Annotated in this window: 29 protein-coding genes; 13 read left to right on the top strand and 16 right to left on the bottom strand. The window is 62.9% G+C overall.

Annotation, left to right across the window (positions count from 1 at the left end):
- Window positions 1-164: 164 nt before the first annotated feature.
- From F6B43_RS16445 to F6B43_RS16435, 3 genes are read right to left on the bottom strand one after another with little or no spacing between them, the layout of a single operon-like run.
- The gene (locus F6B43_RS16445) at window positions 165-965 is read right to left on the bottom strand and encodes an SDR family NAD(P)-dependent oxidoreductase (RefSeq protein ID WP_246160029.1); all 801 of its coding nucleotides are present in this window, start codon (window positions 963-965) and stop codon (window positions 165-167) included.
- A 2-nt stretch (window positions 966-967) separates the two neighbouring features.
- The gene (locus tag F6B43_RS16440; protein WP_150450090.1) at window positions 968-1,852 is read right to left on the bottom strand and encodes a hotdog family protein; all 885 of its coding nucleotides are present in this window, start codon (window positions 1,850-1,852) and stop codon (window positions 968-970) included.
- 13 nt (window positions 1,853-1,865) lie between these two features.
- Complete coding sequence (locus F6B43_RS16435; RefSeq protein WP_150450089.1) at window positions 1,866-2,519, bottom strand: ScbR family autoregulator-binding transcription factor; 654 nt, start codon at window positions 2,517-2,519, stop codon at window positions 1,866-1,868.
- A 1,159-nt stretch (window positions 2,520-3,678) separates the two neighbouring features.
- Here F6B43_RS16435 and F6B43_RS16430 point away from each other — a divergent pair.
- Together F6B43_RS16430 and nrdH are read left to right on the top strand one after the other, a co-directional pair.
- Window positions 3,679-4,251, top strand: a complete 573-nt coding sequence (locus F6B43_RS16430; RefSeq protein ID WP_150450088.1) for a hypothetical protein — start codon at window positions 3,679-3,681, stop codon at window positions 4,249-4,251.
- Window positions 4,252-4,324: 73 nt separating this feature from the next.
- Window positions 4,325-4,585 carry a glutaredoxin-like protein NrdH gene (gene nrdH / locus F6B43_RS16425; RefSeq protein WP_246160016.1) on the top strand — a complete coding sequence of 87 codons (261 nt, stop codon included), beginning with the start codon at window positions 4,325-4,327 and terminating at the stop codon, window positions 4,583-4,585.
- Window positions 4,586-4,695: 110 nt separating this feature from the next.
- On the opposite strand, the gene F6B43_RS16420 is transcribed toward nrdH, so the two are convergent.
- Entirely contained in the window at window positions 4,696-5,445 is a 750-nt protein-coding gene (locus F6B43_RS16420) for a hypothetical protein (RefSeq protein ID WP_150450087.1), read from the bottom strand.
- Window positions 5,442-5,768 carry a PadR family transcriptional regulator gene (locus F6B43_RS16415; protein WP_150450086.1) on the bottom strand — a complete coding sequence of 109 codons (327 nt, stop codon included), beginning with the start codon at window positions 5,766-5,768 and terminating at the stop codon, window positions 5,442-5,444. Before F6B43_RS16415 ends, F6B43_RS16420 begins: the two co-directional genes overlap by 4 nt.
- 116 nt (window positions 5,769-5,884) lie before the next feature.
- Here F6B43_RS16415 and F6B43_RS16410 point away from each other — a divergent pair, with 116 nt between their 5' ends.
- Window positions 5,885-6,886 (top strand): hypothetical protein, encoded by a 1,002-nt coding sequence (locus F6B43_RS16410; protein ID WP_150450085.1) that lies wholly within the window; start codon window positions 5,885-5,887, stop codon window positions 6,884-6,886.
- A gap of 120 nt (window positions 6,887-7,006) precedes the next feature.
- Here the strand turns inward: F6B43_RS16410 and F6B43_RS16405 are convergent, their stop codons facing one another.
- From F6B43_RS16405 to F6B43_RS16370, 8 genes are all read right to left on the bottom strand, one after another.
- Window positions 7,007-7,243, bottom strand: a complete 237-nt coding sequence (locus tag F6B43_RS16405) for a hypothetical protein (protein WP_150450084.1) — start codon at window positions 7,241-7,243, stop codon at window positions 7,007-7,009.
- 1 nt (window position 7,244) lies between these two features.
- Window positions 7,245-7,466, bottom strand: coding sequence for a hypothetical protein (locus tag F6B43_RS16400; RefSeq protein ID WP_150450083.1), 222 nt, complete (start codon window positions 7,464-7,466; stop codon window positions 7,245-7,247).
- Window positions 7,463-7,963 (bottom strand): hypothetical protein, encoded by a 501-nt coding sequence (locus F6B43_RS16395; protein WP_150450082.1) that lies wholly within the window; start codon window positions 7,961-7,963, stop codon window positions 7,463-7,465. Before F6B43_RS16395 ends, F6B43_RS16400 begins: the two co-directional genes overlap by 4 nt.
- A 589-nt stretch (window positions 7,964-8,552) precedes the next feature.
- Window positions 8,553-9,293 (bottom strand): hypothetical protein, encoded by a 741-nt coding sequence (locus tag F6B43_RS16390; RefSeq protein WP_150450081.1) that lies wholly within the window; start codon window positions 9,291-9,293, stop codon window positions 8,553-8,555.
- 339 nt (window positions 9,294-9,632) lie between these two features.
- Complete coding sequence (locus F6B43_RS16385; RefSeq protein WP_246160015.1) at window positions 9,633-10,373, bottom strand: HNH endonuclease family protein; 741 nt, start codon at window positions 10,371-10,373, stop codon at window positions 9,633-9,635.
- A gap of 1 nt (window position 10,374) precedes the next feature.
- Complete coding sequence (locus tag F6B43_RS16380; protein ID WP_150450080.1) at window positions 10,375-10,674, bottom strand: hypothetical protein; 300 nt, start codon at window positions 10,672-10,674, stop codon at window positions 10,375-10,377.
- A 493-nt stretch (window positions 10,675-11,167) separates the two neighbouring features.
- Window positions 11,168-11,512: a hypothetical protein gene (locus F6B43_RS16375; protein ID WP_150450079.1), complete on the bottom strand. Its 345-nt coding sequence runs from the start codon at window positions 11,510-11,512 to the stop codon at window positions 11,168-11,170.
- Between the two features lie 71 nt (window positions 11,513-11,583).
- Window positions 11,584-12,507, bottom strand: a complete 924-nt coding sequence (locus F6B43_RS16370) for an ArdC family protein (RefSeq protein ID WP_150450078.1) — start codon at window positions 12,505-12,507, stop codon at window positions 11,584-11,586.
- A gap of 508 nt (window positions 12,508-13,015) precedes the next feature.
- Between F6B43_RS16370 and F6B43_RS19655 the strand changes: the two genes are divergently transcribed.
- Window positions 13,016-13,156: a hypothetical protein gene (locus F6B43_RS19655; protein ID WP_170285705.1), complete on the top strand. Its 141-nt coding sequence runs from the start codon at window positions 13,016-13,018 to the stop codon at window positions 13,154-13,156.
- Between the two features lie 372 nt (window positions 13,157-13,528).
- Here the strand turns inward: F6B43_RS19655 and F6B43_RS16365 are convergent, their stop codons facing one another.
- Window positions 13,529-15,145, bottom strand: coding sequence for an AMP-binding protein (locus F6B43_RS16365; RefSeq protein WP_170285704.1), 1,617 nt, complete (start codon window positions 15,143-15,145; stop codon window positions 13,529-13,531).
- 75 nt (window positions 15,146-15,220) lie between these two features.
- On the opposite strand from F6B43_RS16365, the gene F6B43_RS19770 reads away from it, so the two are divergent.
- The 3 genes from F6B43_RS19770 (at window position 15,221) to F6B43_RS16350 (ending at window position 17,442) form a co-directional block, all read left to right on the top strand.
- The gene (locus F6B43_RS19770) at window positions 15,221-15,871 is read left to right on the top strand and encodes a TetR family transcriptional regulator (protein WP_211368179.1); all 651 of its coding nucleotides are present in this window, start codon (window positions 15,221-15,223) and stop codon (window positions 15,869-15,871) included.
- 34 nt (window positions 15,872-15,905) lie between these two features.
- The gene (locus F6B43_RS16355; RefSeq protein ID WP_150450076.1) at window positions 15,906-16,586 is read left to right on the top strand and encodes a TetR/AcrR family transcriptional regulator; all 681 of its coding nucleotides are present in this window, start codon (window positions 15,906-15,908) and stop codon (window positions 16,584-16,586) included.
- Window positions 16,587-16,659: 73 nt separating this feature from the next.
- Window positions 16,660-17,442, top strand: a complete 783-nt coding sequence (locus F6B43_RS16350; protein ID WP_150450075.1) for an SDR family oxidoreductase — start codon at window positions 16,660-16,662, stop codon at window positions 17,440-17,442.
- A gap of 59 nt (window positions 17,443-17,501) precedes the next feature.
- On the opposite strand, the gene F6B43_RS16345 is transcribed toward F6B43_RS16350, so the two are convergent.
- A complete protein-coding gene (locus tag F6B43_RS16345) occupies window positions 17,502-18,722 on the bottom strand; it encodes a cytochrome P450 (RefSeq protein ID WP_211368178.1) in 1,221 nt (406 codons plus the stop codon).
- A gap of 230 nt (window positions 18,723-18,952) precedes the next feature.
- On the opposite strand from F6B43_RS16345, the gene F6B43_RS16340 reads away from it, so the two are divergent.
- Together F6B43_RS16340 and F6B43_RS16335 are read left to right on the top strand one after the other, a co-directional pair.
- Complete coding sequence (locus F6B43_RS16340) at window positions 18,953-20,353, top strand: aldehyde dehydrogenase family protein (protein ID WP_246160014.1); 1,401 nt, start codon at window positions 18,953-18,955, stop codon at window positions 20,351-20,353.
- 36 nt (window positions 20,354-20,389) lie between these two features.
- On the top strand, window positions 20,390-20,860 hold the full coding sequence (locus F6B43_RS16335) for an HtaA domain-containing protein (RefSeq protein WP_150450073.1): 471 nt from the start codon (window positions 20,390-20,392) through the stop codon (window positions 20,858-20,860).
- A gap of 14 nt (window positions 20,861-20,874) precedes the next feature.
- Here the strand turns inward: F6B43_RS16335 and F6B43_RS16330 are convergent, their stop codons facing one another.
- On the bottom strand, window positions 20,875-21,618 hold the full coding sequence (locus F6B43_RS16330; protein WP_150450072.1) for an SDR family NAD(P)-dependent oxidoreductase: 744 nt from the start codon (window positions 21,616-21,618) through the stop codon (window positions 20,875-20,877).
- 161 nt (window positions 21,619-21,779) lie between these two features.
- Between F6B43_RS16330 and F6B43_RS16325 the strand changes: the two genes are divergently transcribed.
- Genes F6B43_RS16325 through F6B43_RS16310 form a run of 4 tightly spaced genes read left to right on the top strand, consistent with a single transcriptional unit; the run spans window position 21,780 to window position 24,933 of the window.
- Window positions 21,780-22,277 carry an HtaA domain-containing protein gene (locus F6B43_RS16325; protein ID WP_150450071.1) on the top strand — a complete coding sequence of 166 codons (498 nt, stop codon included), beginning with the start codon at window positions 21,780-21,782 and terminating at the stop codon, window positions 22,275-22,277.
- Between the two features lie 24 nt (window positions 22,278-22,301).
- On the top strand, window positions 22,302-23,510 hold the full coding sequence (locus tag F6B43_RS16320; protein ID WP_150450070.1) for a cytochrome P450: 1,209 nt from the start codon (window positions 22,302-22,304) through the stop codon (window positions 23,508-23,510).
- Window positions 23,447-24,736 (top strand): NAD(P)/FAD-dependent oxidoreductase, encoded by a 1,290-nt coding sequence (locus F6B43_RS16315; RefSeq protein WP_170285703.1) that lies wholly within the window; start codon window positions 23,447-23,449, stop codon window positions 24,734-24,736. Before F6B43_RS16320 ends, F6B43_RS16315 begins: the two co-directional genes overlap by 64 nt.
- On the top strand, window positions 24,733-24,933 hold the full coding sequence (locus tag F6B43_RS16310) for a ferredoxin (RefSeq protein WP_150450068.1): 201 nt from the start codon (window positions 24,733-24,735) through the stop codon (window positions 24,931-24,933). The genes F6B43_RS16315 and F6B43_RS16310 overlap by 4 nt, the downstream gene beginning before the upstream one ends.
- Window positions 24,934-24,958 lie beyond the last annotated feature (25 nt).

Here is a 24,958-nt window from a genome sequence, read left to right as displayed (position 1 = left end):
GGAAAGCACGACCTGGCCACTGACCCTGTGTCCGTCGCCATCGCTGCGATGGTGAGTGCGATGCCAACGACGATGCCTAGATGTTCGAACGAGGAGCTGGCGGTCGTACCTGCCGGAGTATCACGGTGATACCCACGGAGTTTCGGTCCGAGCGGGGCTTGGCCCTATTTTTCGGTGAACTGACGTACGGAGGAGACGGAGCGTTTCCGGGCGCCGACGGTGCTCCCTCCCGTTACGTCCAAGGCAGTGCCTGTCGTACGGTTCGCCCGATCCGAGACGAGAAAGCTCACCGCGTCCGCGACTACTTGGGGGTCGGCCACACCGCCGAGCACTGAGAAACTCGACATGTACTCCAGAGCCGAAGGGTCGTGGAACTCTGGATGCCCATTGTCCGTGAAACCGGGGATTACCGAGTTGACACGGAGCCCCTGGCCGGCGATCGCCTCGGCCATGTTGCGCGTGAGTGATTCGAGTGCTGTCTTGCTCATCGCATAAATGATGTCGCCGGGGCTGGAGAAGTGGGCGCTGGCGGAAGAAATGTTTACGATGCTGCTGCCCGCCGTCATAAGGGGTGAGAGCTCCTGACAGAGGAAGTAAGGGGCTCGGACGTTCACAGCCATGTAGTGGTCGAACTGCTCCACGGTAGCCTCGCCGAATGCTGGCCCGAGCAGTTTGGCAGCATTGTTGATGAGAGCTCTTAGCTCGTACTCGGGATGATCGTCGAGCGTCTCGCGAACGGCGCGCACCACCGCCTTGACTCCGTCCGGTGTGCTCAAGTCAGAACATACCGCTTTGAAGAAGGTTCCACGTCCGCGAATGTGGTCGCCAAGCTCACCCGCCTTTTCGTGGCTGGATCGGTATTCCGCGATGATTCCGTACCCGTCGGCTTGCAGGCGCAGACATATTGCAGCCCCAATCCCACCAGTCGCACCAGTCACCACTGCGAGCCCCCGACCCTGTGACATCTTCATTGGTTCCCATGCGTGTTCATCAGTCCGCTGAAGACCGCTTTCGTGACCCCGGCCTGCTGGACGGTTCCCTGCATCTCCCCATCATGAACACTCTCTACGCACAACACCGTCGGCAAGGAGTGCTCGAGATACTCGCGAAAGGTAAGCGACAGCCCCCGCAAAGCTCGTTCGTCGAGGTCCGCGGCCACTCGTTCGATCGCGGCGGCGATCGCCATCCCAGGAACATGATCTGCGGAATGATCCTCAATGAGTGAGTCCCGCGTGTCCACGATGACCGCGTCCTGACGTGGCCGCTTGGGCCAGGCGTTCTCAGGTAAGTGAGTTGTGGAGGCGAGGGATTTCTCCCGGATGCGCGCGTACAGCTTCGCCGGGAGGAACCGCACGATAGCGCGGCCACGTCCGGACTTCTGTCCGTGTATTCGTATCGAGAAGTCCATCGTTGCTCTTCTGAGCGGGATTGCCGTCGCGTGCGGGTCGGCGACCGAGACTTGTATCGTGCCGCTGAGACCACGGCGACTCTGCCACCGTATGTCCGGGCTCAGCTGTAGAGAGATGTCGGAGAGGACAAACTCAGCGTCGTCGGCGACACCAAGGCAACGGTGGGCGAAGACGATACCCGCCTGCCTCTCTACTTCAACCAGATCCACGAATCGCACGTCATGAGTGCCGGGGGGGATCGAAAAGTCGACAATGAATCTGCCTTGTCTGTCAATCCGCGCAGTATTCAGCCACAGGTTCCGCGGATCTTGCTTGTGTGCGTCTGAGGGGTGAACTCTCCACCAGAGTATGAGGCCGGCGGTGCGGCCAGCGATGAGACTTCCGGCACCGGCCGTGCACATTTCCGCCGCGCTCTGGCACACGTTGTCGGCCTGAGCGCTCACGGTATGCCGCCTTTCAGCTCGTGGCGTCGACGCTCAGGGCTTGGATTAGTAGCGGTTTCATCCGCTCTAGTCTCTGGGGCAGCGATGCCCACGAATCCTCAAGCTCCGAAAGAACCTGCGCACCGACGAGCACAACATTGACGTACTCCGCGGCGGCGTCAGCGTCTACCGTCGGTGCGACCGAACCGTCCTCGATGCCTTGACGGATCAGCGACGCAGCGATCTTGATCCATTCGAAGTAGGGATCTTTGGCGTCTGTCTCCAGATCTGGTCCAGGCTGCATTCCAAGCTTGATACCAGCCTGCACCACAACGTCCGAAGAGATCAGCTGTCCAAGCTGACGACTCACGGCGAGTAGAGCGGTCAACCCAGACGTCTCCTGCTGAAGAACCTCGGTGAGAGTAGCCGTCATGCGTTCTTGCTGAGCCTGGAGTATGGCACGAGCCAGGTCTGCCTTATTGCCGAAGTGGAAGTACATCGATCCGGCACTTATGCCAGATTCGTCAGCCACGTCCTTGAGGCGAGCCTCTGCGTAGGTCAATCGAGAAAACACACGCGCTGCACCTTCGAGCAGATTCGTCCGCGTCGAAACGGAGCGCTCTTGCATCACCCGTGCAGTTCGCCGAGCCTCAGGCTCCACGCCGACTTTCTTCTGCTGCTCAACCATGATGGTTCCCTCTACGCCACGTCGTCTGCTCTGCGAATACAAAGTAAGACTATCCACTACTACCGTTGACAGCCGCACAGATCGGTCGCATACTCGCTGTAAGTAAGACACGCGATTTACTAACGAATAGCGCGAGTGGACTTGTGAGCCACCGTCGACCGCAGCAACCGCCACCCGGCACAAGCGTCACGCTGATCATTTAGATCGGGGTTTACCTATGAAACTCGCAATCAAGCGCATCAAGTGGCGCCGTCAGCGGGTGGAGCTTCCGCCCGACCCGTTCGGGGACCCTCCCCGTGAAGAGGATGAGCGGCAGCTCCGTTCAGTTGATGTGCTGCCTCCCACATACACATCGCCGGCGTGGTGGATGTAAATGAGTACCACTCTTCTTAGGGGACAGATGAGATCGGCTAAAATTTCGGCTGCTGTCGTTGCGGGTCTAATTGTCGCTTTGGGTGTGGCTATGCCGGCATACGCGGCGACCATTCAATACGCGAGCGGCGTAGGAGTCGGCCCGAGCTATCCAGTCTCCAGCCCGCAGGGAACGCACACTGGCGGTCGCGCACAGATATCGGTGGAGAACAGCGCGGTATTCCAACACATCCGGACGGTCAACCAGGGCGGCGTGACGGATCAAGCATCCGCGTCAGCCTACGGAACGAACGTCTCCATGGTTCATCCCGCTCGCACTCTCAGTAGAAGCCAGTGCTACTGGACAGATACGACGGGAAATCAAGGTCCGCAGTACCTGACCTGCTGGAGGTACACGCCATGAGAAGGCGTGTAGTCGTTTCCGGTGGAGTGATCGCAGCGGTCCTGTTACTAGCGGCGCCCACCGCAGCCTGGGCGTATTCGAGTGTGCAGTTTTCTTACAACACGTCAGTTACTAACGGCGGCTCGGTGACAAGCGTTCTGGGAACTCACGTCGGCGGACAGGGATACGCCCTGCCCTGCTGCGTCGGAGGCACGCTGCGAGTGACGCTCCTCCAAGGAAGCGGCACGATCGCCTACGCCGAGGGAGGAGCACTCTCGTACGTGAGCATAGGACCGTACAGCTCCTCCTATGCGAACAGTCGGGTTCAGTGCAGATGGTCCAGCACAAACGGAAGCACGGGCGGCCTCGATTGCTTCAGGTTCACCCCATAACGAGGAGGAAATGATGAGAAAGAGATTCTGGATCGCTGGCGGCGCAGCCGCTGGCGCAGCACTTTCAATAGGAGCAAGCGTCCTCATCGCAACCTCGGCGGCGTCGGCCGGTGTCTTGCCACTAAGCGTCTTGTATGCAGGATCGGCGGCTTCGGTGGCTGACGAGTCCGTATACGCCGAAATGGGCGATGGCGGAATCGATGTATCTAGCCTCGTCGAAGTCGCATCCGACGATGTGGGTGACCACTTGGTGGGCTTGGACGCGGCCGGAAACGTCTGCCTAATCACAACGATCCGCGCGACTGGTCTCACTGCCTCTTCCTGCACCGACCCCGAAGTGTTCAAAGAAACTGGAGTGCCGCTGAGTATCGGTTCTCGGTTGGACTCCGGAGAGTTCGTGACGTCCGAGAGCTATCTCCTTCCCGATGCGGTAGTCCTCGAGAACAGTGTCTTAGTAGATGCTGGACTCACGGCTGTGACCCCGAACTTGCTTATCGGCGACACGAGCGGATTGCCCTCAGAGTCGTTGAACGTCGGCACGCAGGACGGCGAACCCTTCGAGTTGCTGCTGGTGTCGGATAAGTAGAAACGCCGCGCGGCCGGACGCAGGAGGTCTGAGAATCCGGTAGTGATGCGCTGGACGCAACATCTCTACTGGGTTGAGATGTACTAGACACTCTTCTGATCAGCAGATTCTTCTGTACAGCCAAAAATCCTGCGTCCAGTGCAACGCGACCTACCGTGCGCTCGACGACAAGGGCATCGACTACGAGATCGCCGACGTCTCGCAGGACCCGGCCGCGCTCGAGATGGTGAAAGAGCTCGGCTACCTGCAGGCACCCGTCGTCATCACCGATGAAGATCACTGGTCGGGCTTCCGGCCCGACAAGATCGACGAACTTGCTAAACGGCTCTCCTGAAATACAGCGATAGGGCCCCGCCGGCAGAAGGTCAGGCGGGACCTATCGTGTGCCTAGAGTCGCTCGCATCGGTCTGATGGGCACCGAGTGCCGGCGAGAGAGTTTGGTGGTCAGGCGAGTTCGCGTTGCTCTCCGCCGAACATGGCGGCACCGCTTCCTCGACGGGCTGAGCGAATGGTGAACCAGATTAAGACACAGCCGGCTGCTGCGGCGACGATTCCGGCGAGCAGGCCGAGGTAGAGCGGAAGTGCGCCGAAGAAGCCGGCGGCGAATCCGACGGTGAGCGCCCAGTCTTTGGACATCCCACCGCGCTGGAAGCTCGGAGCGGCGGCAACGGCGACAGCGATGCCGATGAAGGCTGCACTGAGAGCACCAATCGTCCACAGGCTTCCGACGCTCGGAGTGACTCCGGTGCCGTCCCGGAGGATGGCAATGTTCATGGTCGTTAGGAGTGCCAGTGCAGCGAACGCGGAGGCGAGTGCAGGAACAACCGTTTGGACACTCCACCTGCCGTCGCGGGAGGCGCGGAGGGTCCACAGCGAGAGGCTCAGCAGGAGTGGGCCGACGAAGAGCCACAACGGGTTTCCGACGGCGTTGTTGCCTCCGAGCGCGAGGATGTATCCGACCGCAATGGCTGCGGTCCCGAGCGCGGAGGTGACGATGGGGAGGGTGTGGCGCGTGCGCTCGAATAGTCCGGCCGCGCGAATCGCCGCCTGATCCTCGGGGCTGAGCTTGGCGTCGTCGCCAGCTTCCTCGGCGCGGTCCATGTGCAGGCCGATCAGTGTGTCACCGTGCTGTTGACGCCAGCGACGCGGGTACCACCGCAGCATCCGTTCGACATCCTGCTCGAGGGTGCTCATGCGGTGGCCGCCTTCCCGGGTGCATCTCGGAGTCGCTGGTGCGCGAGGCGAGCCTGCGCTTCCAACTGGTCCGCGCGAGCCTCCAGGGTCTGCGACCCCGCGGGGGAGAGGACGTAGTAGCGGCGGGTGCGGCTCTGTACTACTTCCTCACCGTCGGTGATGATCCACCCCTTGCTGACCATGACCTCCAGCGCCGCGTACGCGGTAGCGACAGGCAGGGGCTTCTCGAGCTGTTCTTCTGCGTCGCGCAGCAGACCGTAACCATGCCGGCGGCCTGACGCTAGCGAGGACAGGACCGCGAACTGCAGATCAGTGACGCTCATGGCCAGATGATATCACTTCTATATTCCGAGCTACGAGAATATATGGAGTACCGGAGTTTCGATTCATTAGAGTGATGCTGGGTTCGCCCTCCCCGGTCACCAATCCGGGGACGAAAATGCTCGCCGAGATCTGGCGAGCACGAGAAATAAGGGGTTGGTTCGTGATGATGAAACGACTGCGCGTCGGAGTGGTCGCTACGGCAGTTGGAGGTCTCCTTCTAGCGTCGTTGGGCGCAACGGCTGCTGCTGCAAGCGAAGACGACGGCGGCGACGTTCTGGCTGCTCTGGCGGTGACAGCTCAGACTGACCAGGCGCCCGATGTCCTCTCTAGCAATGCGGATCCAGCGTCAGTGAGAGTGACCGTCCCGGAGAACTCCGCGGACCCTGTGGTGATCGATTCCGGTGCCGTGGAGATCGAGGTGACTCTTCCTGGCACGGCGGCCGATGCAGCCACGATCGGAGGTGGCCTCGTTGGCTTTGACGGCGGTGACGGGTCGACGGCAGTGCCGGTGGTGAAGGATGACGGTTCGGTACAGCTGATCTCCGTCATTGACGGGTCGTCGAGCCCGACGGAGTACCGCTATGAGCTGGATCTGCCCGCTGGTGCCACGCTCGAACCCGTCGATGGTGGTGGCGCGGCAGTGACCGCCGCCGACGGCGGCATCCTGTACGCGATCCTCGCCCCGTGGGCTGTGGACGGCAACGGTGTCGCGGTGAGTACTTCCTATACCGTCGATGGCAACGCCCTCGTACAGCATGTCGTACACGACGCTTCGAACGCCTACCCGGTCGTGGCGGACCCGTGGCTGGGTGGAACCTGGACGGAGTCGTGGGCTTGGTACAGCGGCATCACGCGAATCGCGATGACGCCGACAGTGTTCGCGAAGGCTGCATGCCCCGGCAACGTTGTATGCGCGGCAGCTTGGCAGGGAGCGGCGCAATCTGAGCTCGCGAACGCCCAGGTGAACTCGACGAATAAGGCGAAGATCAATAAGTCCACTACCCGTAGCCAGATCGGCTGCCACATGGTCGGCGGCGCCCTCAAGTCCCCGTGGAACCTGGAGACGAGCGCCGCCGACAAGGGGCTGGCCGGGTTCATCGCCTCCGCCTGCAACTAAGACGGGGTGCTCATCGCCTCACGCAAAGTGCAATAACGCAACCTTGAATATCGCCTCTCCGCCAGTCGCTCGTCTCGCCTGATGCGCATGAACGGCTGAGAGACCACCCTTCGGTGCCTCTCAGCCGTTCTCCGTCGCCCTACTGGTCACCCACAGGCGGATCAGAGCGTCGCGCACGTGGCCATTCGACTCCAGGAGTCGCTGCACCTGCATGACGTCGGCAGACGTGGCGTCGGTGCCCACCAGGGCGCGAACATACGCGCTCTTCGCAGCCCAGGCGGCGAGTTCGTTGAGTTCGATGTCGACGGTGACGACGACCTCGGCGTGCTGGATCCAGCTCACGGTCTGCCTGGTCATATCAGTCTTCGCGGAAGAACCCCACTGCGGCGGCGATCACGAGCCACACCAGCCCCGCAGCCAGCGCAGTCATGAGGATCCGGTCAAGGATCGGCGCCACCAGAATCTCCAGCAGCCCTCCCGCTGTGGTCAGGGCGAGAACTGCGACCACAGAGAGCTGGACCGACAAGCGGCGCTGGAGGTCTTCAGGAAGCCGGCCGGGGGTCCGTGGCAGCCCGCTCATGCATCGGCCTTCGCTTGCAGACCAGCAAAGCCGATCTCACGGGTCCACGCCGGCTCATAGTTCCGAAGGCCTTGCAGCTCACCGTGGCCTGCGCGTGGCCATCTCAGCAGAGGTCCTTTACGGAGGCTCTCGCCCAATCGAGCGACGATCTGGCGCGCTTGCGACAGTTCCCACCCGGGGTGTGACGCGCAGTTGCGCACATAGTGCCGGCGCGCCACTTCGACCTGCAGCGCCACCGCCGGCTGCAGGAGATAGCTCAGGCTGATCTCCAGAATCGGCTGCCACCGGTACGTCGACCGAGGCAGGTTCGTGCCCTCCGCCAAGCTCACCGCGTCAAGGTTCGCGTCGCTGAGCTCGCGGCCGATCCCGTCAGCGAAATGCGTCACGCCGAGCGTTCCAGTCGGCAACGGCTTGGCAGGGTCCGGACTGAGACCCAGGATCATCAGGGCAGAAACAAGCAGATCGATCGTGTCCTTGGAGACGAGCACTGTAGCCATGGTCTCACTCCCAACTAGTTAGTATCTCTGACAGTTACTAACTATACCATTTGGGTTGGAGCTCGACAATGGCCGGCTGACCGCGCCGCCCCAGCCCGATCGGCCACCTAGGTCTCTGATTCATGGCTGGCGCATTCATCAGGCCGACACTGCTAGCGCTTTCGGAGCAGCTCCGGGCAGCTGCGCAAATGGAGGCTGCCAGCGTGGTCGAGGAGCTCTACTCCTACCTTTGGTGGACTCTGCAAGACAAGTCAGAAGTGCAGCCGCGCCTGGAAGCCGCGTTCGCGAACATGTGGCGAGATGGAAGGGCGCCCAAGACCCAGGCGCAATCGCACCTCATTTGAAGGACGCGAAGCAGTACAACCTTCACGTTCTCGCGGTGAAGTTCGCCATCCTGAGCGGGATCTCCTGGCAACAAGTGGCCACCCGACGTCCGCTCGGCGATCCCGAACGATTGTGGGCCCCGTATGAGGCCGAGAGGTCTTTCGAGGACGCAGTTGAGATGCTCGAGTCGACCGGGTGGGATAGCCACCCACTCATGGGCACCGCCACGCAGCTGCGGGACACAGTGGCACGAGATCCTGACTACCTAGCTGCGCAGCAGTAGCCGCCCGCAAGGGTGTGCGAGGCGCTGAGCTGGGCGTTCGGCGAGTTCCCGATGCGCGAGCACGTGACTCAGGCCTCGAGGTTCTCGGTCCCTATGAACGCATTGTGCCGCCAATAGATGTTGTCGTGGAAGTGCGCGAATCCAACACTCTCGTACGACGTAGCGATCTTCTTTCGCGAGCGTCGCAAACTCGATCTCGGAGAGGTGCTCCCACGGCACCGGTTGCGCGCGGAGCACGATGAGCGTTCCGTCCCCAGTGCCGGTCACCGTCTCCACCAGCGTCGTGAGCAGACGCGGACCAAGACGCTGACCCCGATACGGTTCCAACACAGAGACGTGTTCGACGATCACGAGTTGCGACACCTGCTCACCGACGAGCGGGTCACTGGCGTCGAGCATGTCGAAGATGTTGTCGCTACCGAGTATCAACTCGGCAATCTCGGATGCTTCGCCACCTACCTGATCGAAAGCGTCGACCACATCACCCACCCGGGCGAGGTCGATGGTGTACGCGGAAGCACGCGCGATGACACGACGCTCCGGCTTCCCATCGTCATCTTCATCGAAGATGTACAACGTCGCGTCAGTGGAGACCTTCGCAACACCCGAAGGCAATTCCGTCCAGATCACGGAGTCCGGTACTCCGACCAGTGGTCGGGTGATCTTCACGATGCACTCAACGTCCTCGAGGTCCACGTCGATTCGCGGAACAACAGCAGACATGCTCACCCCTTCAACGACGGATACGCGGCAGCGGCTCCGTGCCGACAATACCCGGGCGCTGGTCGCGGGCCAGCAGGGAAGCTGAGGGGCGTAGAAGACGCCCGGTGGGTGAAGCGGGAGATGGGAAGGAGCACTTGTCAGAGATACTGCTTCTCAACCGCCGCACCGCTACCGGGCGTCTCAGAGGAGATTACTCCACCCCGTCGACACGTGCACAGGTCGCGGTAGTCGCTCACCCGTTGTCTGCCGGCGAGAGTGGCGGACGCGTGCACCAGGAGCTTCGTAGTCCATTCCGCTCGGTCGGCGAGTCGGGGAGTAGTTCCGAGCCGGTGATCGTGATCACGCGCAGTTGCGGAGTGCTGTCTCGAGCGCGCGTCGGTCTCCTGATGTCAGTTCCAGCTGATAGCCGGTGGCGACGAGAACCATTCGAGCGGCGTAAGTGCAGCGGTAGCCGGCGTTCGGCGGCATCCATTCGGGCCCGCTATCGCCTTTGGACTGATTGAGCGGGCCGTCGACGGGCGTCAGGTTGAGCGGGTCGTTCGCGAACTGCAGTCGCCTCTCGTAGGTCCAGGTATCTGCTCCACGCTGCCAAGCAGCTGACAATGGCCAGAGGTGATCGATTTGGACTGCCTCGCTGGTGCCTTGACCGCGCGTGAAGGTGATCGTCGCGCCGCCAAAGGGATCTGCGAGCATGCCGGTAAGAACGACGCAGTCGTGCGTTCCGGGCTTGAATGTCGTGTCTGTCATCCAGATCCGGAGGATGTCGTTGCGGGTATCGCAGCCGTTTCGGTCTGTATCGGCCCAGCGTTGGCCGAAATTGTCGCGCTCATAAGTGCTCAGGACGACGCCGTCGGATGGTGGCAACAGTTCGATCTGGTGATCGATGCGCTCTTGGTCGAAGGAGTAGGAGCCGGTCTCATCTAGGGATGCGTAGCCGGCTTGCACAAGTGGTAGGAGATCGGGATCGGGCACCATGCTTACCGCGGGTGACGCGACCTGGCCCGACGCCATTAGCCACATTGCACCGGCAGCGCATGCGACGCTGACGGTGGCAATGGTGGCTGCGACTCGGCGGCCCATGTCAGGCGGCGAGTTTGCGGCCGTTGGGGATGTCGTCGATGAGTTCCTGGAAGCCGGTGGCGGCATCGAGGAGGATCTGTGCGTCGTCGGTCATCTCCTGGACCGCCTTCGCGTCCTCAGTGAGGGCTGCGCGGTTGATCTTGCTGAGCATCGCGGTGACGTTTGCCAGCGCTAGCGTGCGGGACTTGTTCAGGCGCATCGCCTCCTCGGAGGGGGTGCCTCGGGTGGTTGCCGTGGGGTTCGCCTTCCGGTGCAGGATTTTCATCACCTGCATCGCTGTGCTGTTCTCCATCTCGCTCAACTCCCTTCTAAATGTATCTCTCTCAGTTACTATTCTACAGGAATGGGCGGCTTGTGGAAAGTCGACGGCACCAGGTAATAGGGGGTGTACGCGCTTAGGCGGGCGCTCGCGGAGGCGTGGTAGCTGCTGGCCCGTCGTCCTGATGGTCGGGGAGACCGTCCCGCAGTTTGGCGTCGAGGTCGGGGCGGTTTGTCGCGATCCACTGACATACGTCGGCCCACTCAACGACGCCGGACGGGTAAGGCTGGTGAGTGACCATGGGCGCCGAGTTAGGCGCGTGTACCGACTCGGTTGAGCATCCGGAATCGCCGCTTGTACCGGTCAGGTGTGGGTGAGGAGGCAGTGCAGGCGCACACGGAACTATGCACGGGCCTGTCCGAGGATTGCTACCCGATGCCGGTCGGCCTCTTCATGGCTCGGCAGCTCACCGAGGTGTGCCTCGAGGGTGCGGCGGAGGGCAGAGCTGATCGTGCGGGCGCCGGCGCGCCCCGCCTCAGCTGCGATCGTGGAAATGAACCGGTCGAGTCGCTGCAGGGCGTTCACGGGAGTAGGTAGAAATCAACGAGGCGTGGTCTTCGAGAATGAGCTGACGCTGCCGCTCGGTCAGCGGGATGCTGTAGGTCCGGGCGGCCGCGTAGGCGGAGATCTCCCCATCGGGATAGACGGTCAGATCGACGTAGACCATCTCGCGCTGTGCGCGCCCGATGCGCACGCTAGTCAACCGCTCGCCGGTCACTGCGTCGATGGGGCGCAACCTGCCTCGGATCTCCCTGGCCACCGTGGTGGTTTCGATTGAGCGAACGTCACACACTTCCCAGCTGACGCCGGCCGCATCCACCCGGGTGCCATACGTGAACCGACCCGAATAGTCAGCATCACTCTGCGGCGCTCCAACGACATGGCGCACGTTCAGGCGGCGAGCTCGTGTGCGGCCGCCGGCGCCGGACTGAGGATCTCCGAGATGCGCTGGGCGGCATTCAGGACGCGCTTTGCCGTTTCCCGCATGACGTCCGCATCTGCCCGCTCTGCCCACCCCGTGATGTATCCGGCCGAGTAATCCGCCGAATCGAGTCCGAGAATGCCGAGGGCGACGTAGGCGGCGGACTCTGCTTCCACTTCGCACGTGCCGCGGTGAGCCACGTAGTCGCACTCCTCGTCGGTGTGCCCGAGGACGTAATGGCACACCTCGTGGATCATCGTCTTTGCGGACTGGGCGGGGGAGATCGAGTCCGACAAGGCGATGTGCTTCCGCGGGCCAGATGCGTAACCGTTCATCCCCTCCTGCATGCGCTCGCGGCCCACGGTCCACCCCTGCTCCTTCATGTAGTCGGTGAGGTCTTCGACGATCCCGAGGTCGACGTCGCCGGTCAGCTGCTTGACGGGGTTCTGCGGAATCTCCGGGTGTCCCGGGATGGGATCTGTCTGAGAGATGTCGAAGACGCTCAGGACGGGAAACCAGGTCACCATCCGAGCTTTGCTGTCAGAATCGTCGTCATCGGGGGTGTCGATGCGCTTCTGCGCGTACCCGAAGATGCGGATCGCTTTTGTTCCTCGACGCACCTGGCGACCCAGCTCCTGCCACTTCCGGAAGCCGGCGACCTGTGAGGACGAGGTGGCGTCACCTGTGAGGCCTGCCTCTTTGAGCGCCTCGAACTGGGCCCAGATGAGGCAGAGATTGCTGAGCGAGTATCGGTGGAAGCTGCGCGCGTAACGCAGGAACTGAGTCCACTGCTCAGAGTCGCGGAGCTGCTCGACCTGGGCGGTGATCGTCTCGTGAAGCGCCTCGGCGCGCGCCTTCCGTTCCTCCGGGCTGAGTGTCATTCGAGCAGTCATCGTGGGCCTCCGTATTAGTATCTCTGACAGTTACTAATATACACCTCTATGCCGACATGGGGGAAGACCTCGAGGCAACCTCACTCTCTTGACACACCTATCCAACCGAGTACCGCTAGCAACGGACAGAGATACAACAAAAGAATGCGCCCACGTCGCTCACGCTCACGATCACCACGGAGATCCGACCCTCTCCGATCGTTGATCTGTGCGATCTCCTTCGGGGCCCAAACTCGCCCTGGCAGATCGCCACCGAGTCCGATCTCGACGCCGCCACCATCGCGGTCACCCACCCAACCGATCCCCCGCAGAGGGAGCGACCACGACCACGATTACGTTCCAGGAGATCCTTGGCGCGCTCACCGCTCTATCCGTAGAGGCAGCTCTGTTGCGCGGCCGCAATGATCGCCCACGGCCTCGGTGCCGGCTGTGTCGAGGACGCAGACCACGTTTTCCAAACGCGCCGCTTTCGGCGCCCTCATCTACGGATAGATCGGGAGTAGGTGCCATGTCCACCACTATGATCGCCTCGTCGTCGACGACTGCGGTCATCGCCGCCGGAGCCGTCCAGTCGCACCTCATGCTCACCCGTAGCATCCCCGAACGGATTACTCGGGTGAGCTTCCGCATCGACGGAGAATCGATTTGAGCTGGAACCTGGACGGAATCGTGTGCTTGTTACATCGGCATCAGGCGAATCGCGACGACGCCGATGGTGTTCGCGAAGGCAGCATGCTCCGGCAACGTTGTATGCGCGGCAGTTGGCAGGGAGCGGCGCAATCTGCTCGCGAAAGCCCAGGTGAACTCGACGAACAAGGCGAAGATCACAAGTCCACTACCCGCCACTAGATCGGCTGCCACATGGTCGGCGGGTACTCGAGTCCCCGTGGAACCTGGAGACGAGCGCCGCTGGCAAGTGGTTGGCCGGTTCATCGCTTCCGCCAGTAACTAGGACGGGGCACTCATGAGCGGCGGGCCGAGGTCTTCTCCGGCCGCCGTCTCGCGCGAAGCTTTACTGAAGTCAGGTGCGGGAGGCGAGCGAAGGGTGATTTGATGCCACCTCAACCGCCTTCTGCCGGTCCGGCTTGCCGATCGCTGACCTAGGCAACTCGTCCACGAATATGTATTGCCGGGGATGCTTGGCCGACGACAACCGTTCCGTGCATTGTGCCCGAAGCGCGCTCTCAGCCGTGTCTATGTCAGATTTGGGGTAGAGCTCGACGACCGCCACAACGCGCCGACCCCATTCCTCGTCAGGAACACCGACGACAATGGCCTCGACCGTTGCTGGCATATCCGACAGCACATCTTCCACTTCCCGGGGGGAGATGTTGATTCCACCGCTGGTGATGATGTCAACGCGCCGGTCAGTCAGATGAAGAAATCCATCGACGTCTAGGAAACCGAGGTCTCCGCAGGTTGCATACCGCACCCGGGCCGCCGTCGCCGACTGTGACGTGTAATGAAATCGAGTCGCTGACGATAGGCGAAACCAAACGGTGCCGATCTCTCCTCTCGGAACACGGCTCCCCTTGGCGTTCAGGATACGAACGTGATTTGGCTTCCCGACACTGCCCGGATGGGTTAGCGCGTCCTCAGGGCTGATCGCGCAGATAAACGCCTCCGTCGCCGCGTACAGCTCCCACACGATTGGACCTAGCCGTGCCAATGCGTGGGCTTTGATATGTGCGGGAAAGGCGGCGCCCGCGACCAGGATCGTGCGCAGGGAAAGCAGTTCACAGTTCCCTCCCCGGCCCTGGTCAAGGGCTTGAAGGAGGCGGTAGACGTGCGTGGGCACCACACTCAAGGTGGTGATCCCGTGGGTTCTGATGGCGCTCAGGACAGCTTTTGCGTCGAATCGGTCAAGGATCACGACGGGGTACCCCACATTGAGCATGGCCCACACAAAATTGCCGGGCGCAGCATGGTGCGCCGGAGAGCACAGGAGCGCTACGCCATCGGTCGGCAGATGGAAGGTGCGAGTGTACGTCTCGGCGATCCGGTGGGCGACCAGCTCAGGAGGAGTGTGCGCCATTGCACGATGGACCGCTTTGGGTCGCCCCGTCGTTCCAGCGGTGTAATGCATGAAAATTCCGGCCTGTCGTGCGCGCGGCGACCCGATATCCGCCGACTGCCGCATCTGATCGAACGCCACCCAGCCGGGCTGGACTCCGCCGACGACGATGCGTGTGGCCACCGTCACGGGAAGCACGCCTTCCACGTGCGGGACGATCGGCGCGTCCACGACAACAATCGAGGGGGCGCAGTCTTGGAGGATCCATTCGAACTCTTCGCGGGTGGAGGTGGAGGCAATCGGCACGACGCGCAGACCGATCTGAAACGCGGCGGTGACCAGCTCCCACTGCGCGAACGAATTCCGCTGGATACTCGCCAGCACGTCACCCGCCTGCGCTCCCGCAGCGAGGAGTGCGTTGGCAATGGCGTTGGCTCTCGCCCCCAGGCCGCCGTAGGTCAGTACCTCGCCAGATCGGGCATCGATGAGCGCAACCGCGCTCGGGCGAGTTTCGGCAAACCCGTAGACATTGTCTGGGCCGCTGTTGACGGGGCCCTGGGCGATTCTGCCGAGAGCCCGCGCGTCTGCGTCGACGGGAGATGGAGGCGCCAGCAGGCTGCTCACGACCGCCACATTAGTAGAACCAAGTTCTAGTTTCAAGGTCCCGGCCACGGCGACGTTCCTTGCCACAATGGTGCGATGCGTGACGGCACAGACTCCGTACTCCATCCCCCCGCCTCTGCGTCCCGTGCGGAGGGACTGCCGGCTGGGCAGCGGGCGCGACGCCGCACGATCCTCGACACCGCACGAGAACTGCTCGATGACCGCCCGTTCGAGGCAGTTCAGATGCGGGAGGTCGGAAAAAGTGCTGGCGTTGCTTTGGGTACTTTGTACCGCTACTTCCCTTCGAAGGAGCAGCTGTACGCCGAAGTACTGGGGGAGTGGATTATCACCCACCTTGCGGCTGCGCCGACGTCGGTGGACGGGGCTGCGGGGCGATTGCAGTGGAAGATCGACGTCGTCACCGCTGCGTACGCTTCCCATCCCCGGTTCGCCGCCGCGCAGCGACGCATCCTGCTGAGCGAAAGTCCGAGTGTAAAGGTGCCGCTCGAGGATGGGCAAAGCGCCAGTTTGGCGTGGCTGGTGGAGGAGCTGTCGATCCTTGAGGGTCCTCGAGCGGACGAGCTTGCGCGCATTCTGCTGGCCGTCCTCAACGCGATCGTCGAGCGTATGACGGTCGCGGGGGAACCGGAGGTGATGGCACGGCGAATGGGAGAGACGTTTGTTGGGCTGGTTGCTTCCGAGCTGCAGGAAGCGGAGGTCCTGGCCGCTGGGGGCGCCCGACGCTGATGCCCGATGTCCTGGTGCCCGATAGTCTGCGTCTGTGGACACCAGGGCTAGTTCGTCGCGACGACAGGGCAGGCCCCGTGACGGCGATGTCAGTGATCGCATTCTCGCCGAGGCTCGCGAGGTCTATGCGGAGCGCGGCTGGTCGGGATTCAATTTCGACGTCGTCGCCAAGCGCGCGCGTGTGAGCAAGGATGCTCTTTACCGCCGATACAGCAGCCGGGCTGAGCTCCTCGTCGCAGTGATGGCTTCTGTTACCGCTATCCATACACGTGAGGATGCTTTGGAGGACACGGCGACGCTGCGCGAGTATTTGATCGCCGTCGCCCACGACTACTTCGCGATGTACACGGCGGCTAACGGCTTTGACTTCTTGCGGTTGCGCATCGAGGCCCCTCGAAACAACGATCTGCTCGAAGCCTTTCATGACGGAGCGTCGTTGCCGCAGATTCGGCGTGCCCGCGGCATCGTTCGGAGCGCCATCTCCATGGGGGTCGTCGCGGACGTGTCCGCCGGGACGTCTTTGCTGGATGCACTCGTTGGCGGAGTCATGATGCACGTTCTGGCAACCCCACCCAGCCTGTTCCCGCGCATGCTGGCGACCTCCACGGCGTACATCGCAGGGTTGGTGGACCTTCTGCTTCGTGGCGCCGGCTATCGAGAGGACGAGAGCGTCCTGCTTCGCGACTACGTGCAGCACCCGGGGAGAAACGAATAAACCCTTCTTGGATTACCGACGATGCCCGTCGGTAATATGCTTTCACTGATCGTCCCCAGTGAAAGGTGGAAACGTGGCAGTGAACGACAAAGTGGTCGTCGTAGGAGGTGCGTCCGGCATCGGTGCCGCTCTCGTATCGCGACTGATAGCCGACGATACTGAAGTGACCGTCCTCGATCGGGCGGAATCCTCGCATGGTACCCACCACATCAAGGTGGACCTTCGTGACCGCGCCGCGATCGATGGCGCGCTGAGTGAACTCGCAGACCAGGATGTGGACGGTGTCGCCTATGTGGCGGGCCTGCCAGGCACCTGGCCCGACAAGGACGTGCTCGCGGTCAACTTCCTCGCGATGCGCCATCTCCTCGAGGGGATCGTTCCGCGTATCCGAGGCGGCGGCGCGGTTGTGGTAGTCGCATCCACCGCAGGCGGCGCGTGGCAGAGTCGAACGACGGCATTGGAGGGGCTGCTGTCGACGCCGTCTTTCGAGGCCGGACTCGACTGGGCCGGCGGATACGACGGTGCCGCGTATCCGATGTACAGCACGTCGAAAGAGGCGAGCATCATCTTTGCCAAACGGTGGGCGTACCCGTTGTGGACGCAGCATGGGATCAGGATCAACACCGTAAGCCCGGGCCCCGTGGAGACGCCGATCCTCGGCGATTTCGAGCAGTCGATGGGGAAAGCGGCGCTGGATGGCGTGCGCACTGTGGTCGGACGTCACGGGACGGTGGAGGATATCGCGCCGGTACTCTCGGCCGTGTTGAGTGCCGATTTCGGTTGGGTGACCGGTCAAGATATCCAAGCTGATGGCGGCTTCACTGCCGCGTATGCCAGCGGAGCAATCTCCTTCTGACCATCGAGAAACGGCCCTCGCTCACCACCGGTGAGCGAGGGCCGTTTCCTGTGAGGACGTCAGCGAATCCTTGCCGGCATTCGCTCAATGCCGTTGACGAAGCTGTTGTGACGAATCCACTCAGGCTCGCCGAACTCGATGGTCGGAATGCGCGTGAGCATCTCGGAGAAGATCGAGCGCAATTGCTGCTTAGCGACCTGATTGCCGAGGCAGTAATGCGCTCCGCCGCCGCCAAAGGCCATGTGCGGGTTGGGGAATCTGTCCAGGATCAACTCGCCCGGACGCTCGAACAGCGTCTCATCGCGGTTGACCGAGCAGTAGAACAGCCCCACCTTCTCACCCGCGCGAACGGTGACGTCGCCCACTTGGACGTCTTCCTTCGCGAACCGCGCGAAGGCGATGACGGGGGAGGAGAAGCGGACGAACTCTTCGATAGCCGTGTTGATCCGGCCATCGAAGTCTTCCATCAGCCAGCGCTGCTGATCGGGCCTCTGGGCGAGCGCCCAGGCGGAGATGGACGTGGTCTGCTTCGTGGTGTCGTTCCCGGCCGTTGACAGCAGCACCATGAACGCGCCGATCTGCTCATCGGTGAGGCGCTGTCCATCGACCTCGGCCTGAACGATGTTCGACATCAGGTCATCTTTGGGATTGGCGCGACGGTCGCGCGCGAGCTCGGCGGCCGCCGTCGTGATCGTGGTCAGGTTGCTGAAGAAGTATGCGGCGGGATCTTCGCCTGCAGCGATCTGCTCGGGCGAAAGACCCGCGAACATCGCGTGAGCCGCCGCGCGAATCGTCTCTCGATCGCTGTGTGCGATGCCGATCATGTCGGACACGGTTCTCATCGGCAGCAATGACGAGCACGCGTCCACGAAGTCGAACTCGCCCTGATCGATGAGGCCGTCCACGATCTCAGTGGCGTTGGCGTCGATGACCCCACGCATGCGCGCGACGGCCTTCGGGGTGAAGGCGGAGGTCACGAGGCGACGAAAGAAGGTGTGCTCGGGCGGGTCCATCATCAGGAAGAACGCGGTGGGCTGCTGCGCTTCCTTCGGCATCGGTGCAAGACCCACCCCCTGGGTGGAGGTGAACGATTCGCGGTTGTCACTGATTGCTGCGATGTCCTCGGCGCGCGTCGCCGCCCAGAACCCTGCCTCGGGTATGCCGTAGTGCACTTGGAGGGGTTCATGCCACGTCAGCCCCCCGGTTCGCCGGAGTGCGGCGAATGATGCGTCACGCTCCTCAAACTGCTGCGCCCAGAACTGTGGACTCGACACGTCCACCTCGCTGAAAGGGCGATCTGTCGTGGCGGTGTCAGGCAGGGTCAAGGGTGCCTCCTTTGGCTTCCCACGGGTGTACGCGCAACGCACGTCGCTCGCGCCACTCTAATACCGACTAACATCGTCGGCAATAGCTTTCACGGGCTATACCCGACGATCATCGTCGGGTATATTCCTTGCAGTCCTCCAATGAGCCCGACGATGAGACAGATGGAGATGGTCGAATGAGCACTGTGGCACCCAGCACCCCGGAGAATCTGGCGAGTACCAGAACCTTCGAGGTCGTCAATCCTGCGAATGGTCTGCCCTTCGCGGATGCGCCGGACTGCACGGATGAGGAGCTCGACGCCGCTGTCGCACGCGCGGCGAGGGCTTTCACGTCTTGGCGCGTCGACGACGACGCGCGCCGGCAGTATCTGCGGGCGGCCGCATCCGCGTTGCGCGCATCGACGGAGGACCTCGCGCCGATCATCACGCGTGAACAGGGTAAGACGGTGGGAGACTCCCGCCTCGAGATCCAGTCGGCGATTGAGTGGTTCGAGCATTTCGCAGAGATCGACGACCCCGTGCTGGTGATCCATGACGATGCCATCGCGCGCGTCGAGGTGCACCGTCGTCCTCTCGGGCCCGTGGCCGCCATCACCCCATGGAACTTCCCCATCGCGCTGGCGATTTGGAAGATTGCCCCTGCGCTGCGTGCCGGCAACACCGTCGTGCTCAAGCCCTCCCCGTACACCCCGCTCTCGTCGCTGAAGCTCGTGGAGATCCTTGCGCCGGTCCTGCCGGAAGGCGTCCTGAATGTGGTGACGGGCCGCGACCCGCTGGGGGCTAAGCTCGCGTCGCATCCGGGCATTCGCAAGATCAGCTTCACCGGCTCCACCGCGACTGGCAAGCGGGTGGCCGCGGCAGCCGCCGACGACCTCAAGCGAGTGACCCTCGAGCTGGGCGGCAACGACCCAGCCATCGTGCTGGATGATGCCGACCCGCAAGCCGTGGCTACCGGCATCTTCTGGAGCGCTATGGCCAACTCGGGGCAGATCTGCATGGCCGTCAAGCGCCTCTACGTTCCGCGGAGCCTGGCCGGGCCCATCGTCGATGTGCTTGCGGCGAACGCTCAGTTCGCGCGCGTCGGTGACGGCTTCGAAGAGGGCGTCAACCTCGGTCCGATCAACAACGCCCCCCAGTTCGAGCGCGTCACACGGCTGGTGCAGGACGCGCTTGACGGTGGAGCTCGCGCCGTCACCGGCGGGCTGCCCGAGTCGCGGGCGGGCTACTTCTTCGAGCCGACCGTGCTCGTGGACGTACGTGACGACATGCCGGTCGTGGCTGAGGAGCAGTTCGGACCCGTCCTGCCGGTGCTCGTTTATGACGATCTGGACGAGGCCGTCGCCCGGGCAAACGACTCCAAGTATGGCCTGGGCTCTTCGGTGTGGACCTCGGATCCGGCGCGGGGCGCGGCCGTCGCCGCCCGCATCGAGGCGGGCACGACGTGGATCAATGGGCATCTGCAGGTGGCGCCTTACCAACCCTTCGGCGGCGTCAAATGGAGCGGCTTGGGCACGGAGAACGGTCTCGATGGGCTCCACGAGTTCAGCAACATCCACGTGATCCGTGCACCCGGCTCAGCGCGCTAGTCGATATCGAAGGACGAACAGGCAGGCGGCGGAAAGATGGATGTAGCAACGGGCGAATTCGTCGGGGAGCTTCGTTGGGGGATCAAATCAGGCTTCCGTCGGTACGTGGCAGAGCTCCCCGACGGGTCGATCTCCGCGACGGATGGTGCGTACTCGCTCGATGACGGACGGTACGCCTTCCCCGTCGTGCGCATCCGCAGCATCGACCCCGTCGTCATCGAATTCGGTGGCACAGTCAGGTTCGAAGGGCACGGCGGTCTCCTGCGCGTCCAGATCGCGCAACTGGAAGTGCAGATCGATGGAGACTCGTTCGCGATCGACGCTGCCGGCACGCCAGATCATCCACGGATCACCATCGCCCGTGGAACTGGGCCCGTGTTCAACTCCGCCGGCTCGCCGGTCTCACCTCGGCTGGCACCGGAAGGCGTGGCGCTATTCGACGGCAACTATGCCGTCGGGACGGAGCTGGACGCCGTAGAGCTGCTGCTGGGAGCTGCAGTCTCGTGACGAGGTCAGGGGCCTCAGGCAATCCGGCCGTCGGTACCGGCGCGCGACACGACGATTTCGTTCACGACCGCGCGCGGCGACAGGGCGACCAGCGCGCCCACCAGGTGGGCGATGTCGTCTGGGCGGATCATCGCTTCAGGGTGCACGGTGTCTTTCAGCCACGCCGTCATATCCGTCGCCACATACGCCGGGCAGACTGCGGTCGCACCGATACCCGACTCGCTGTGCTCGAGATTGATGCTCTCCACCAGCGAGCGCAGAGCCGCTTTCGACGCCGCGTAGGCGCCAAGCTTGGGTTGCGGATACACGCCAAGGATGGAGGCGAGCGCGATCACGCGCGCTCCGCTCCCGGGGGAGAGGTCTGCGGCGGCACGCAAGTACGGCAGCGAGGCTTGGAACAATTGCACCGCGGAGCCGAAATTCACCTGGAAGATCTGCTGTACTCGCTCGGAGTCGAGCTTCTCGATGCTCCCCAGGCTTCCCATGCCGGCATTGAGGACCAGCGCGTCCATTCGCGGGAAGCGCGCCGCGTGCGCGGCGACGAGCTGGTCCAGCTCGGACGGCTGACTGAGGTCAGCAGCAACGCCGTGCGCACTGATCCCGTACGAATCCTCAAGGCGTGCGGCGACGCGGTCAACATCCGACTGGGTCCGTGCCGACACGGTGAGGTGATATCCCCGCGCCGCGAGGACGTCGGCGATCGAAGCGCCGATGCCTCGCGAGGCTCCGGTGATCAGTGCACTCCGGCTGAGCGTCATTGGTCTTTCCTCCTGGGTTACTTAGCGTTCGCTCACGATAGTGGCACAAGGGATACCAATGTGCGTCTCACACTGCCCGGTTCTTCGTCAGCGCTTGTTCTCTTAGCCGCGGGTGTGAAACGCTTGACTGAACGAACGCTAGGTAGGCAAGGGTGCTTCCGATGATTTCCGCTCCGTTGATTGAAGCGCCGGCCGTTTTCGCCGTCCTGTCATGGGGCGTGAAGGAGTCCTTCTGCCGGTACGTCGCTGGTCTCTCCGATGGGGCGTGTGATGTTTCCGGCGGTGTGCGGCTCCTGGGGTCTGGGCTTTACGGCTTGCCGGGCGAGGCGACTTTCGAGGGTGCGACCTTCACGTGGCGGTCACAGGAATCGATCCGCTTCTCCGGACATGGCGGGGCGCTGGACGTTCCTCTGCTGGCGCCGTCCTTGAACATCACACCCAGCGTGGGCTCGCTGTGTGTGATCGATCCTGGGGGGGATGCCGAGCGGATGGTGATCGCCGACGTGGAAGTCCTTCGCCTCACTCCCGACGGTGCCACCCTCCGCCCACGACTCACTGAGGCCGGTGTGGCGCTGTTCGGCGGGAACTACCCCCTTGCCACGGCACTTGACGACTTGCATGTGATTCTCCGATCCGGCGTACCCGGATCTCCGATCTAACAGACCAGAAGGGCGGTAGGTGCAATGTCTGCCTACAAGTTGCAAGCTCAGCAGAACCTCGTGAACTGGGCGCAGACCCAGCGGGACTACGACGTCTTGCGTGAGCAGGGTGAGGTGGTTCGCGTCGACTTCCCCTTCGGCGGGGAAGGGTGGATGACCACCACGTACGACCTCGCGCGAAAGTTCTACAACGACCCGACGTTCAGCATCGAGAAGATGATGAGCATGTCGGATTACCCACGTATCCGTCAGATTGAGGCGAGCAACGCCGGCAACCCGTCGTTCCTGCAATACGACGGGGCGAAGCATCAAGCCAAGCGAGCTGTGCTGATGAAGCACCTCACTGTCAAACGGGTGAACGCGATGCGGGCGAGAACGCAAGAGTTCATTGACGCAGGCTTGGACGACTTTGAGGCGCAGGGGGCCCCGGCGGACATCACGACGATCTTCGCCCGCCTGGTTCCCCTGCATGTCCTGTGCGCGATGCTCGGCACCCCCACGATCACCGATCGCGACTTCATCGAATCCTGTTACCTGATCGTCGACTCCCGCGCCAAGACCATGGAGGACGTGATCGAGGCGTACACGATTCAGTCGAGGTTCTTCAGTGAGCTCTACGAGGAGAAGGTGCGCAATCCCGGCGACGATCTCATGAGCGCCATGATCCAGGACACTGCCGACGGGTTGTGGACCGCAGACGAGCTCCGCTCGCTGGGGACGACGCTTCTGGCTGCAGCGCACGACGCCACGGGGGCGATGCTCAACGGGATGCTCGAATGGCTTTCCTACGAGCCGGAGCTGTACCAACGCCTCCGCCAGGAGCCCGAGTCCTTCCCGCGTGCGTTCGAGGAACTGTTCCGGCTCGTCAGCGTGGGCATTGGTGTGGCTCGTGGCCGAGTCGCGGCGGAGGACACAGACCTGGGCGGCGTGCACATAAGGGAGGGGGAGGCTGTCGGCGGGAACCTGCTCGCAGCGCACTTCGACCCTGCCGCGTTCCCCAATCCCACCGCGTTCGACATGGATCGAGAGAACCCCAACCCGCACCTGGCGTTCGGTTATGGCCCACACGCATGCCCGGGTGCACAGCTGGCGCGGATGGAGATCAGCCTCGCCCTGAAGACCGTCCTGCAGCGCTACGAGCGTTTCGAGAACGTCCAGCCATCAGAGGGATGGCGGGAGCGGCGATTGCTCAAGGGTGCGCCGGAAGTTGTGGTCCGTTGGGAGCGCGCATGATGCTGACTGCAAACCAGGAGACCCGTCCGGGGGGAATCGTCGTTGTGGGGGCGTCCGCATCGGGTATCGGCGTAGCGCTCGGACTCCGCGCCCACGGATACGCCGGAACCATCACTCTGATCGGTGACGAGCTCACGCTCCCCTATGACCGGCCACCGTTGTCCAAGGGGGTGCTCTGGGGGACACACGTTGCCGAGGACATCGCTCTGGCCACCGCGGAGGAAATCTCCGAAGCACAGATCGATTTGATCCTCGGCGCTCCAGCGTCCTCGCTGGACATCGAACGGAAACGCATAGTGCTCGCCGACGGTCAGCAGATCGAGTACGAGACCGCGATTATCGCAACGGGCGCGTCCTCACGCACCCTTCCGCAGTTCGACGGGTTCGACAACGTAATCACTTTGCGAACCTGGGACGACGGCGTCGAACTGCAGCGGCGGCTGGGTGCGGGCGCTCGGCTGGGCATCGTCGGCGGCGGACTTATCGGTCTTGAAGTGGCCTCCAGTGCCGTCCGTCTGGGCGTCGATGTCACCGTGGTCGAGCCGACGGCCCAGCCGCTTGCGAATCGGATCACCCCTGTGCTTTCCGAGTGGCTTCTGCAGCAGCACCGCGATCACGGAGTCAAGCTGCATCTCAACGCGGTCTGCACAGACGTCGTCGTCGACGGCCCATCGGTTGCAGCGCTGCACCTCTCCGACGGGTCACTCGTCCCCGTCGACGTCGTGCTTGTCTCTGTTGGCGCAGCGCCCAACGTCGGATGGCTGGAGGGCAGCGGGCTCGAGCTGGACAATGGGGTGGTCGTGGACCAGTTCCAGCGGGCTGCTGAGGACGTGTACGCCGTGGGGGACATCGCCAATGGGTACCACCCTGTGTATCAGCGGCGAATGCGGATGGAGACACGCTCCAACGCGACCGAAGGCGCCGACCATCTCGCGCGTACACTCACGGGTTCCACAAAGCCGTACGCGCCGGTGCCGTTCTTTTGGACCGATCAGTACGACTTCAAGCTGCAGTCGTTCGGACTGGTCGCGATGGAGGATGCATTCGAGTTCTCGTGGGGCGCTCTCGAGGACGGCAAGTGGGGTCTCGTCGGGCGGCGGGACGGCGCGTTGACTGGCTTCTTTTCCCGAGGATTCGGCCCGCAACTCGCCCAGCATCGGCGGGACCTGAACGACTCGTTCGAACGGTCTCTTGAGCAGACATTGACAAAAGGAGTGGTGCAGTGAAGATCCAGATCGATGAGAGCCGGTGCATTGCCGCGGGCAACTGCGTCATGACCGGCGCGGACATCTATGACCAGCGCGACGAAGACGGGATCGTCGTGGTGATGGACTACGCACCAGAAGATCCGGAACTGCAGCGCCAAGCTCGTGCCGGGGCGGCGATCTGCCCGGCGAAGGTCATCACGATCACCGAGGATTAGCGCGGACGTGGGCGGGCGGCTCGCC

Origin of the sequence: Microbacterium rhizomatis, assembly GCF_008710745.1 — a bacterium.
Taxonomy (GTDB): Bacteria; Actinomycetota; Actinomycetes; order Actinomycetales; family Microbacteriaceae; genus Microbacterium; species Microbacterium rhizomatis.
The sequence above is the reverse complement of the archived record's forward strand: the minus strand, read 5'-3'. Positions and strand labels throughout refer to the sequence as shown.